The sequence below is a fragment of the Psychrobacter nivimaris genome (assembly GCF_043419765.1).
GTDB lineage: Bacteria > Pseudomonadota > Gammaproteobacteria > Pseudomonadales > Moraxellaceae > Psychrobacter.
In genome coordinates this window covers 645318-657196 of record NZ_JBHOFX010000002.1, presented here as the reverse complement: position 1 = coordinate 657196, position 11879 = coordinate 645318, and the positions used below count along the sequence as shown (strand labels likewise).

The 11879-nt window shown below is 42.7% G+C and carries 9 protein-coding genes; 2 read left to right on the top strand and 7 right to left on the bottom strand.

The features are described from left to right. Positions 1 to 43: 43 nt before the first annotated feature. Entirely contained in the window at positions 44 to 1147 is a 1104-nt protein-coding gene (locus ACHEVO_RS06045; protein ID WP_394124288.1) for an aminoglycoside phosphotransferase family protein, read from the top strand. 46 nt (positions 1148 to 1193) lie between these two features. Further along, entirely contained in the window at positions 1194 to 1931 is a 738-nt protein-coding gene (gene murU / locus ACHEVO_RS06040) for an N-acetylmuramate alpha-1-phosphate uridylyltransferase MurU (RefSeq protein ID WP_394124287.1), read from the top strand. Between the two features lie 182 nt (positions 1932 to 2113). Here the strand turns inward: murU and ACHEVO_RS06035 are convergent, their stop codons facing one another. The 7 genes from ACHEVO_RS06035 to ACHEVO_RS06005 form a co-directional block, all read right to left on the bottom strand. Continuing rightward, the gene (locus ACHEVO_RS06035; protein WP_101206161.1) at positions 2114 to 2230 is read right to left on the bottom strand and encodes a DUF2474 domain-containing protein; all 117 of its coding nucleotides are present in this window, start codon (positions 2228 to 2230) and stop codon (positions 2114 to 2116) included. Between the two features lie 95 nt (positions 2231 to 2325). Then, positions 2326 to 3342: a cytochrome d ubiquinol oxidase subunit II gene (gene cydB, locus ACHEVO_RS06030; RefSeq protein WP_114700807.1), complete on the bottom strand. Its 1017-nt coding sequence runs from the start codon at positions 3340 to 3342 to the stop codon at positions 2326 to 2328. Next, a complete protein-coding gene (locus tag ACHEVO_RS06025; RefSeq protein ID WP_394124286.1) occupies positions 3342 to 4838 on the bottom strand; it encodes a cytochrome ubiquinol oxidase subunit I in 1497 nt (498 codons plus the stop codon). The genes cydB and ACHEVO_RS06025 overlap by 1 nt, the downstream gene beginning before the upstream one ends. Positions 4839 to 5289: 451 nt before the next feature. Beyond that, the gene (locus ACHEVO_RS06020) at positions 5290 to 7728 is read right to left on the bottom strand and encodes an esterase/lipase family protein (RefSeq protein ID WP_394124285.1); all 2439 of its coding nucleotides are present in this window, start codon (positions 7726 to 7728) and stop codon (positions 5290 to 5292) included. A 338-nt stretch (positions 7729 to 8066) separates the two neighbouring features. Beyond that, on the bottom strand, positions 8067 to 9191 hold the full coding sequence (locus ACHEVO_RS06015; RefSeq protein WP_394124284.1) for a tetratricopeptide repeat protein: 1125 nt from the start codon (positions 9189 to 9191) through the stop codon (positions 8067 to 8069). A gap of 223 nt (positions 9192 to 9414) precedes the next feature. Next, the gene (gene coq7, locus ACHEVO_RS06010) at positions 9415 to 10053 is read right to left on the bottom strand and encodes a 2-polyprenyl-3-methyl-6-methoxy-1,4-benzoquinone monooxygenase (RefSeq protein WP_201571247.1); all 639 of its coding nucleotides are present in this window, start codon (positions 10051 to 10053) and stop codon (positions 9415 to 9417) included. A 247-nt stretch (positions 10054 to 10300) separates the two neighbouring features. Next, positions 10301 to 11632 (bottom strand): MFS transporter, encoded by a 1332-nt coding sequence (locus tag ACHEVO_RS06005; RefSeq protein WP_394124283.1) that lies wholly within the window; start codon positions 11630 to 11632, stop codon positions 10301 to 10303. Positions 11633 to 11879: the final 247 nt, after the last annotated feature.

Sequence of the window (11879 nt, the reverse complement as noted above, 5' to 3'; positions counted from 1 at the left end):
ACTTTAATTATTTATGACTTATATTTAACCAGCGATGCCCAATATGACTGACAAAACGACTTTAGAGACTGATATGATCGATGAAAACAACAACCGTCAACAGCAATTAGAACAATGGTTACAGCAAGTATTTTTAGATCAAACCTTTAGTCTAGACAGCTTACCTGGTGACGCTAGTGCCCGCCGATATCATCGTATCGAACTATCAGAGACAGACAATAGCGCCAATAAGCATTATATCGTCATGGACTCCGCTGACGAGCAAGATGCGATGCTGCAGTTTATCAATGTTGCGAAACTGATGGCACCTGCTGTCAACGTGCCGACTTTGACTGCACAAAATGTAGAAAAAGGATTCTTGGTATTACAAGATTTTGGCACATTAGAATTTGCCCATTTACTTGTCGATGCCACCGCAGACCAAATCAATGACTACTATCAGCTAGCAATGCAGACATTAGTCGCGCTACAAACGGTACCAGTAGAAACGGCGAAGTCACAACACCAGCTGCCAGATTATGATATATCACTATTAGACCGTGAGATGGATTTATTTAGCGAATGGTTTATGCCTTATATTGGTGTCGCGCTAGATGAGCAGGTTTGGGGAAACCTAAAAACAGCACTAATGAATGAGATTTTGCGACAGCCACAAGTGGTTGTCCATCGTGATTATCACAGCCGCAACCTCATGCAAGATCAAGCAGATAAATCAAAGCTGGGCGTGATTGATTTTCAAGATGCCGTCATTGGTTCGTATGCTTATGATTTAGTGTCGTTAGTCCGCGATGCTTATGTTGAATGGCCAGAGAGCCAAATATCTGCATGGATTAATGACTTTTGGCAGCTACAAAATCAAAAATCACTAACCACTGCTGATAGCGCAGTGCAGTTTGAAAACGATGTGAATGTCATAGGCGTACAACGTCATCTAAAAGTATTAGGGATTTTTATTCGTTTGTCTGAACGCGATGGCAAAGACCGCTATTTGGCAGATATTCCTAAAGTCATGCGCGATTTGATTATTGAATTAAACTGGCTTTCCGAATATGGCGATGATGAACTAAAGCAATCAATTACACCGTTTAACCAATGGCTACAAGAGGCAGTGCTACCTGCTTATAAAGAAAAGTTTGCTTCAGCGTAGATGAAGCTCAGCTAAATTAATTTAAATAATAAAGATAGGAGCGCAGATGTCTACCTCTACGATTACACAAGCCATGATTTTGGCAGCGGGCAAGGGCACACGCCTACGTCCATTAACGCTTGAGACACCTAAGCCTTTGGTTGAGGTCGCAGGTCAACCACTTATTGTATGGCATATTAAAGCACTACAAGCAGCAGGAATTACTGATATCACGATCAATGCATCATGGTTGGCAGATAAGCTAATGGACACCTTAGGCGATGGTTCACAGTATGGCGTAAAGTTGCATTGGTCAGTAGAAGACGATGAACCACTCGAGACCGCAGGCGGCATTTTCCAGGCATTACAATCAGGTAAACTAAAGGATGAGCCGTTTATTCTGGTCAATTCTGATGTATGGACTACCTATGATTTTTCTCAATTAACAGACTATATATTGGGAGCGGATCAGCGCGCGCATTTATTATTGATTGATAATCCAGAGCACAATAATGGTGGTGATTTCGCTATTAATAACGGCCTTGCTAGTGAACAGCCGGTGGGAGATGCAGATAAGTATACCTTTGCGGGTATTAGCGTAATGTCACCAAAATTGGTAGAGGGGCTGGTATCAGGACAGCCTGCTGCATTAGCACCATTACTAAAGCAAGCAATGATAAAGTTTCAGATTACCGCTGAAGTGACGACAGATAATTGGATAGACGTGGGCACGCCTGAGCGTTTAACACAGGTCAATGAGTTTATCGAACAGCATGATATCGAGCATGAAGGTAAACCAAACTGATAAATTTAAGATAAATAAAAAGCAGCGTTGATTATTCAACGCTGCTTTTTTTATGCATATAGAAATATTTTTTACGACATGTCTAAAAGGTATATTGGTAAGGCAAAAATGCAAATTTGGCATCTAGCAAGCTATTCATTAGCTAACTAACTGGCACTCAATCGTATGATTAGGCAGTTATGCTAAACACCCATCGCCAACTTGATTAGCTGAGCAATGGTAAACACCACTAAAAATCCTGCTAAATATAGACCCACAAACCATGCCCATTGCGATTGTTTTTTACTGAACTTTTTCATAGAGATCTCCTGATTAGCGTATGAAGTGTGGCTACCATCTATAAACAATAATAGCCATCCTTTTTAGCTGATCCATTGCCCGCCGCGATTAGCGACTAGTACATCGGATTGTGATCAGATTTACCTTTGAAGGTATAGTAAGCAAATGCTGTATAGCTCAAGATGATCGGTAACATAATACAGGCGCCAATCAGCATGAATGATAACGAAGTATCTGCAGCAGCAGCTTCATAAATCGTCATTTGATACGGTACGATATAAGGGAATAGGGCGAAACAAACCCCTATGTAACCCATTAAAAATAAGGCAACCGTTAGTAAAAATGGACGATACTCACGCTCTGTTTTTAAGTCTTTACGCATGATAAAGAATAAAAGCATGACAATGATAGGCATAGGAGCGAGGTATAATAAATCTGGGAAACTAAACCATCCCTCTAACGCATCGATGTCTGAGAAGTACATAAACGCTGTGACCACAACCATCGCCACTAGTAATGCAGTAAGCATCCATTTAGAAACTTGGCGCGCCCACACTTGCAACGTATGTTCTGTTTTTATAATGAGCCATGTCGAGCCAAGTAAGGCATAGCCGATAATCATGGCAAATCCGCACACAATTGAGAAGGGTGTAAGCCAATCAAATGGGCCACCAGTATATAGACGGTTGCTGGCTTCTAACCCTTGCACTAACGCCCCAAGCATTATGCCTTGAGAGAAAGTGGCAACGACTGAGCCGACAAAGAAAAAGGTATCCCATACATGCCTACGTGAAGAGGATTTAAAGCGAAACTCAAATGCCACACCGCGCATGATAAGACCGAACAACATGGCAGTTACTGGCAAATATAGACCTGTCATAATGATGCCATAAGCAACAGGGAATGCTGCGAATAAGCCACCACCGCCTAGCACTAGCCACGTCTCATTACCGTCCCAAAATGGGGCGATAGAATTCATCATGCGGCTACGGTTTTTATCTGATCCTGCAAATGGGAACAAGATACCGCAGCCCAAATCAAAGCCATCAAGCAGTACATAGACAAAGACAGATAAAGCAATCAAACCGCCCCAAATGAGAGGTAAATCTAATACATCACCGAAGTTAAACATTAGCGTAATCCTCCATCATCGACATCGTTTGCAGGCTCATCTAAGCCTTCTTCAGTACCTTTGGCAGGATTACTATCACCACTTAATGCGCGGCCTTGACTCTCGGTCACTGAGTGCTCGTAGAAGTTATCTTCTGCAGGATCTGTATAAGGTTTCGGCCCTTGAGCAATCAAGCGTAAGATATAAAAACTGCCTGCACCAAAGACAAATATGTACAGTACAATAAAGCCAATCAACGTAGTGGCTACTTGCTGTGCTGCAAGAGGAGACATACTTTCAGCAGTACGAATGACCCCATAAACTGTCCAAGGCTGACGTCCTGTCTCGGTTACGAACCAACCTGATAATAAGGCGATAAAACCAAGCGGAGTCATCATCATCCAAGCACGGTGGAACCATACACTATCAGTATTGAACTGCTGTTTTTTGAAGTATTTGTATAGACTGAATAGGCCGACTAGCACCATAAGCATGCCAATACCAACCATGATACGAAACGCCCAAAATACGATAATGACGGGTGGTTGATCTTCAGGTGCCCAGTTTTTTAGCCCTTTAACTTCACCATCTAATGAGTGGGTCAAGATTAAACCAGTCACATAAGGAATTTTTACTTCGTACTTATTGGTCTGATTTTCTTGGTCAGGAATCGCGAATAAGCGTAGTGCGGCACCGCGTTCATCCTCCCAGAGTCCTTCCATCGCAGCCACTTTAGCAGGTTGATGCTCAAGGGTATTTAGACCATGCTCATCACCAATCAATACCTGAGCAGGCGCAACAAAGATGGCCATAATCATCGCCATACCTAGCATTACACGACCATGCGCGCGGTGCTCGACGTGCTTTTTAGATTGAATATAATATGCACCGATACCACCAATGACAAAGGCAGTGGTCAGAAATGCTGCAGTCATCATGTGAGCATAACGGTAAGGGAATGAGGGGTTAAAGATAATTTCAAGCCAGTTGGTAGGATAGAGCAGGCCATCTGCACCCATCATAAAACCTTGAGGGGTCTGCATAAAGCTGTTGGCGGCCAATATCCAAAAACCTGAAATCAAGGTGCCGATAGCAACAATGGCGGTTGAGGCAAAATGCATGCGTTTGCTCACGCGGCCCCACCCAAATAGCATAATACCTAAGAAAGACGCTTCTAAGAAGAACGCTGTCAGTACCTCATAGGCAAGTAATGGGCCTAAAACGTTACCAGCTTTATCAGAGAACACTGCCCAGTTAGTACCAAACTGGTAAGACATCACCACGCCCGATACCACGCCTAAACCAAAGACGACAGCAAATATTTTGACCCAATGCTTGTACACTTCAGCATAGATAGGTTCACCAGTTCTTAACCAGCGGAATTCAAGCACCGCAAGCCAGCTGGCAAGACCGATAGAAAAGGCAGGAAAGACGATATGAAACGAGATAACAAAAGCGAATTGGATACGCGCAAGCAGCAGCGCATCGAGCTGGTCAATCATAAATGTAGCGAACATAAACGGTTACTCTCATCTGTTAGCTGAATAGCGCTGACTTCCATACAACGCTCAAGTAACTGTCCGTAACTATCCATCGATCAAAGTGGCAAGCATTACGGGCAATAGCTCAGTGACGTGGACTTAGCTCCATTAGACATAAATTGTGGCTAAGTTTGCGACTCACTGTTTAGCTGAATTGAATAATTTATGTCCTTATAAATTTACATATTACTGTCATGTGCTATAGATATATTATGCGCTCACCTAGATATACACGCAAGCAACCCAGTCTGTCTGTTGCAGACCTCAGAGTCATCAAAATAACATAATTCAAACATTGAAAAATAAAATTAATATTATTAAAAACAAAGCAGTATGCGTGAACATACTGCTTATTTGAAACCTATAACTAATATTTAAAGGTTACGATTTGCACATCAAAAACCTCGTGAAATAACAAAAATCTACATCATTCTTGTAGCTGCTTGTGCAAAATTCTTCGCAACGTCAAAATGGTCTGCGGATTGGTCTGAATACTATGACCGCCATTGATAATTGTCTCAGACGCGGCACCATCGAGATGGGCACTGTTATAAGGAACGATACCATCTGACAAACGCTCGGTCAGTGCTTGACTGATATCATTATTGACTGTCACAGCGGCAACAAGCGGCTCGGGTGGTAGCTGTGAGGTCTCAGTATTGTCGCTGACATCAACGCTCGCCATTTCATTTCCAGCATTGTCTTCTACCGCTTGAGACAAATCAATCTTGGCACCGTTTGGTTGTGTTTGTGCCAGTCCTTTAGTGATATCGGCATCGTTATTGGCAATGATTGAATGGTAAGTGATACGCTCATTCATAGTGATGTCTTTGGTTAACTCTATAAAAGAAGACTTGTCACTTAACTGGCTGGCACCGTTCTGCAAATATAATGCGCCCAGTGGGTTTTGCGCCAAATCGCCTTGAGTGGCAATGGTCGCTAAGTTATCTGTGAATGTCTTGACCAGACCTACGGGTAAGTAAACGATGCGGCGTAGCGCACGGGTGAACCATCGATCTGCATAATCGGTACCACGGAAAGGTGCAGATAGAAAAACAGCGGTGTCTACTTGTGGCAATGCCTGTAGCTCAAATCGTTCCTTTAATTCATCTTCGCCAAAAGAAGTCTTGAGCGCGTTACGGATTTGCTGTTTCTCATTACTAGAGAGGATATCTTTGTCATTGAGCTTATCTAAATCATCGACTAAATTTTCATCAGATAGCATCATACGAGCAATAATGGCCCCCATGCTATGACTGATAATCACACTGTTTTGACTGGCACGATTTTGTCCATTGGGATCAGTCTGCTGGAAGGTGCTGTTGATTAACTGCTGAATCTGATAACGATTTTCTAAAATAGGCAGATTGGTTGGATAGAATATTTGCCAAACTTGGTAATTGTCACGCAGCTTGTCATCATTAAGAATATCGTTGGTCAGATTTACCCATGTGGCCGGACTAGAGGCTAGCCCGTGCAACATAATCAACACACGTTTATCAGGATCATAAGGCTCAAGCATGAATAGTTTAGGCAGCTGAGCATCTGGTTGGCGGGTAATCAAGTTTAAATAACCCACACCATCTAACTGGTTCTCTGATAGCCATAAGCCATATCCCGCCGAAAAGTTGGCTGCCAGTGGGTAGTCATCATTGAGAATATTAACGGATTCGGTTTGGTACGGGTTATATAAATGAATATCAAGCTTACGACTGCTCAGCGCGTCTAATACACTATCGCCGTCTGGCTTAATCAGACCAGTCAATAGCAGATGTCCAGTCGGATAAATACGTGAGCTTGGCTCACTGTCGTCCGTGTTTGTATCTTCATTTGTCAGTCGACCAGATAAGGAGGCGACTAGCAATTGACGGATTGTGGTGGTATAGCGATCATCCAATGACGCCACCAAACTGATGCCCAAACCAGGGCGTTTGCTCACAGAATTGAGACCAGATAGTCGCAGCTCATAAGTGGATGATAAATCTGCCAAAGCGGAAGTTTGTTTATGAGCATTTTGCAGATAGTTGTTTTCGTTTGGCAAATAAATATCAAGATTGTAGTCATCTACGGTAACTTTCATGACTTTGACTTGGTCTGTTGCTTTGCCCTTTAGCGGTGGCCGATTGGCAATTGCTGCTTCATCCGTGTTATCACGTTGGGTAGAGGTTATTGGCAAATACTCTACTGTTGTATCACCCATCAATTTATTGGCATTTTCAGTCGACTGATAGATTTGAGTGATAACGTCGTTACTGGCAGCGTTATAAATGTCTTGGGTTTGGATGTCATTGTCATTTGGAATACGGTTTTGCGCACGATGGCTATTGCTATTTTGCTCTGCACCTTCAAAGTCATGGGTCAAACTGTCATAAAATAGATAGGTGTAGCTGTATTTGACGGCATCAAACAACCTTGCTTGATAGTCGGTTAAACACAGGTCGGTTTCTTTTTGCTGCGTTTTGGCGTCATCATCACTTAAAGGCGCATTGGCGTAATACGGATCAAGTGGCGGGCGTGCAAGCGCATTACGACAGTTTTTTGAATCAGATAGTTGACGCGCTTTTGCATAGTGCAGTTCTGCAAAAATAGCTAAGGCAGGCCGATAGTGCCTGTTAAGCATACTATCAGAGAGCTGAGTCAAGCATAAGTCAAATTGCTGCATACAGGCTTGCTCATTCAGTCCTGCTGATAACAAAGCAGATGCTGTGTCGCTGCTTAGCGCGTTGTCAGTGACGATATTGCCACGCTGCGCTGAGATGGTCTTGGCCGAGGCTTGTTTATCTACCGTCACTGTACTACAAGCTGGTAGCAATACTGCTGCCGCCAAAAGCACAAATGAAGTAATGGGCAGGTTTTTTTTATTCATATGCATTACTGTCTGTTTGCTAAAGCCAGCGAAAGTCATAAGTCAGTCCAATAAACGGTGGTTATGAGAGTATCAATAATGAAAGTAGCAATTGATAACGAGTGTAGCGCAACTTTTGACGTTAGACTATTCATTTGCAGTTCTGCAAAAACATGTTTTAAAACGAATGGGTTTCTACTAGTCGAAAAAAAACGCTTTTGTCTTATAGATATAAAACAAAAGCGCTTGGTATTTGAAGCTTAAATTATTTATTAGAGTGTTTATCTATTGAGGGTCTTATTAAACAAATATCTTTTGAATTAAACCCTCAATAACTAATCTCAACAAGTACATAATTTCTAAGCACCTGGTTTTACGCTAATATCAGGCGCAGGGATATCCCAAATATAGAATTTGCCTTCTTCAACGAGTTTGATTTGTTGAGGAATGACAGTGTTGTTAGGGTATTGCCCTTCAAGGCGACGTAGGCGTTCTAATGCATTAGAACGACGGTCACTAAGTAGATCTGACTGTGCCAAGCTTTGTTCTGCTTCGGTGTACCCTAAAGCGACAGCGCGGTCTAGATACTTTTGACCTTCTTTGAAGCCGCCACCTTCTGATAGCATCATGCCGTATAGGAAGTTAGCCTCACCACTATCAGGTTGCAGCTTGATAGCGCGATCGACATATTGACCACCACGTACCGTGTAGTCTGAACCTAAGTCTAGGTTACGACCCATGCCGTTTAGCTTAGCGGCACGAAGCAACACATCATAAGAAGCATTTGGCGACTTGGCATACGGTTCGATCCAATCCGCTAATACTTTGATTTTTTCACGAGTGTAATGACGCTGTGTGCGGTTAGGGAAGTTTGGTGGATAGTGGCGCGCGTTAGGGGATACATCAGCGATGAAGTCATCTAGTAAGCTGACATCAAGCTTATCAGTACCTAGCCCTTTTTGTTGTGGAATTAGTACAGTTTTGACAAAGCTCATATCTGAGAGCTGTACTTGCGGTGTAGGAATATTCGGAAGTTGTCCGCTACGCAAGTCGATACCGGTAGCTGTCATTGGACCAGGCTCATAGACACGAGTAGTGCCGTTCATGACAGGTGCAGCAGCAGGCGACATCATTTGCGGTGTTTGAGGTGGAGCAGTGCTAACAGATGCATTGTTTTGCAGAGTGCCGCTTAGTTGCATGTTAGTTGTTTGCGCATTAGTCGGCTGGCTGTTGCTCGCAGGTGTTGCTGGCAAGCTTGTTTGAGCGGCATTGGCTTGAGCAGGACTAATGGCTGCATTAGGACGAGCAAGACGAATCACACGTTTGCTTGAGTCCATCGCACTAGGTACAGCTGTTGCAGTGGCATCAGTTTCTGCTGCATTCACGGGTGCAGATAACAGCATGGCACAGGTTGCAGCCATAACGGTCAACGTTGCAAACTTCGGTGACTTAATAGAGTGGCTACTAGAGAGAATCGCTTTCATAGAAATCGTTACCTTGTTTAATTTATTTGGTTGTTATTCATTGATTGGACGGTAATATAAATAGCGTATTGCTGCAAAATCGTACAAATTTTTAATACCGTAGCAAATTAAGCTTTACACTATCTGTGGTAGGATTGTTAATCGCTAGAATTAAGCAAACCTACGTAAATCTGTGCAGCTATTGATTCGTAAGAAAATCGACAACAGTACCTGTAACCATAAGCTATAAGTGATAAGCGGTATCTTTCATACGATTTGCCATCCATCGCATGGTTCGACGTACTGGAGGAGATAAAGCAGCGCCGCCACTTGCAAGTGCTAGCTCACGATGATGCAGCTCCTCTTTATCCATTTGTGCCAGTATCTCTTTTGAGCGCTGATCATGTTCAGGTAACTGCTTGATATGATCCTGTAGATGCTCGCTGACCTGCGCTTCTGTCTCCGCTACAAACCCTAGACTAAACTCGTTTGAGATCGCGCCTGCGACTGCACCGAGTCCAAAAGACATACCGTACCAAAGCGGTGTAAATACGCTGGCATGGCTACCAAGTTCGCTTAGACGAGTCTCGCACCAGACCAAATGATCGACTTCTTCTTCGGCCGATTGTTGCATGGCTTGTTTGACACCACTATCTTTTGCGGCAAACGCTTGGCCATGGTATAGACCCTGCGCACATACTTCACCTGTATGATTGATACGCATAAGACCTGAAACGTGCCGTGCCTCTGTGATGGTCAGCTCAGGAATCTCATCGCTACTGACGGGCAACGGACGCGTGCTTGGATTGGAATGTGGCACGACAGCTCGTAATGCCTTATCGACCCCAAGTAACAACTGGTCAATTTTAGATAAAGGACGCAGGGTCATAACTCACTCCTGATGGTGTTAAAAACTGTCAATAAAATGTATTACCGTTTAAACGCAACGGCATGATGCGTATTACTATAACAAACAATCCAAATTATCGGCTCGAATATTACTGTCTAGATAGCCCATAAATAATCTATAGATAGTGGGCAAACTACTATAGCTATCATAACTACGAAACCATCAGCGCAACATTAGACTGTATCTATGGAGCCAAACTTATTTAAGGCGCTAACCATATTTACGGTGCTATACCATCGTTGGTTTGGATAACGGCACGCTTAATATGTTTATTGAGTTTGATGTATAAAAATGCGCCAAACACAATATTCAACAGCCCTGTTACCAAGAATAGCTGTGGTAGCGTAAACCCTAAAACGTTTAAGATAACAATCGCAAAAATCGCTGATGTGACCATAAATATCGCATTAAAGATGTTATTCGCGCCAACAATACGTGCTCGATGACTCTTAGGTGCGTAGGCTTGCATAGAAGCATATAGCGGTACGATATACAAACCACCACTGAATCCTAATAAGAATAAATCCGCGAATACCCGCCAGCTACCACTTATATTAAACAAATCACCGATGCCAAGTAATGTGTCATTATTCACATTTATATCTAAACCTGAAAGTGAAAAATACAAATCAATAGCAAAGATACTTAATCCAGCAATACCAAAGGGCAATAGACGCAAGCTGACTTTGTTTTTGGTCAATGTTTTGCACAGTACTGAACCGATTGACACACCAACAGAAAACAATGTGAGTAAGAAAATAACGACTGACTCATCACCAAGCAAAATCACCTTGCTGAACTCTGGCACTTGGGTCAAAAACGTCGCCCCATAAAACCAAAACCAGCTGTTACCAAGAATGATAAAGAACAAAAAAGGCAAAGAGTATAAGTAACGGACAGTGGCCAAGCTGGTCGTAATAATATTCCAGTTAATCTTCAGGTCAGGCTGCATCGCTGGCATAGTAGGGATATAGCGTGCGGCTAAATATCCCAAAACAGCGACAACCAACACCGTGGCACTAATCCAATACAGGGATTGTGATAGCTGAGTCAAAATACCAGCGACAATCATCCCGACCAAAATAGCCAGCGAAGTACCCATCTGAAAAAGGCCGTTAGCGCCGACCAACTCATCTTCTTTCATCGCTTGTGGCAGATAAGCGTATTTAATCGGTCCAAAGAAAGTCGAATGTGTACCCATCAAAAACAACGCGACAAATAGCAGTGCATACCATTCAAAGACAAAGCCCACCGCGGCAACCGCCATAATGACCAGCTCGAGTAGTTTGATAAACTGCGTGAGCTTTGATTTTTCATACTTATCAGCAATCTGTCCTGCCAAAGCAGAAAACAAAAAGTAGGGCAGGATGAATAACATGGCGGCCAAGTTATTAAGGATACTGACCTCTACGCCCAATTTACTGGCGGCAGTATAAGTGAGCACTAGTATGAGCGCCTGCTTAAAAATATTGTCATTGAATGCGCCCAAAAACTGGGTGAAAAACATAGCGCTAAAACGACGACGCTTGAATAACTGAAACTGGTTGGACATGGACATTCCTACAGATAAATCGCGACTGATAGAGAAAATAGCGGCGCTGAACGACAATTTTTTTATGATAATAATCGTAAATTTTATTAAAAACTATATCAAGATATAGCATAGGTTTTATCAATATTAAGCCGTATAATAGCAAGGCTTCGGTGAAAATACATGCAGTCAATGCTATGATTCGATATTTAACTAAGTTATGATTTATAAATTTTATGTGATTGCGTTTTAGGGTATAAATAGTAGT

Coding starts and splice junctions, on each gene's coding strand:
- ACHEVO_RS06020 (WP_394124285.1), bottom strand. CDS start 7,728: ATGAATAAAAAAAACCTGCCCATTACTTCATTTGTGCTTTTGGCGGCA.
- ACHEVO_RS06015 (WP_394124284.1), bottom strand. CDS start 9,191: ATGAAAGCGATTCTCTCTAGTAGCCACTCTATTAAGTCACCGAAGTTT.
- murU (WP_394124287.1), top strand. CDS start 1,194: ATGTCTACCTCTACGATTACACAAGCCATGATTTTGGCAGCGGGCAAG.
- ACHEVO_RS06005 (WP_394124283.1), bottom strand. CDS start 11,632: ATGTCCAACCAGTTTCAGTTATTCAAGCGTCGTCGTTTTAGCGCTATG.
- ACHEVO_RS06025 (WP_394124286.1), bottom strand. CDS start 4,838: ATGTTCGCTACATTTATGATTGACCAGCTCGATGCGCTGCTGCTTGCG.
- ACHEVO_RS06035 (WP_101206161.1), bottom strand. CDS start 2,230: ATGAAAAAGTTCAGTAAAAAACAATCGCAATGGGCATGGTTTGTGGGT.
- cydB (WP_114700807.1), bottom strand. CDS start 3,342: ATGTTTAACTTCGGTGATGTATTAGATTTACCTCTCATTTGGGGCGGT.
- ACHEVO_RS06045 (WP_394124288.1), top strand. CDS start 44: ATGACTGACAAAACGACTTTAGAGACTGATATGATCGATGAAAACAAC.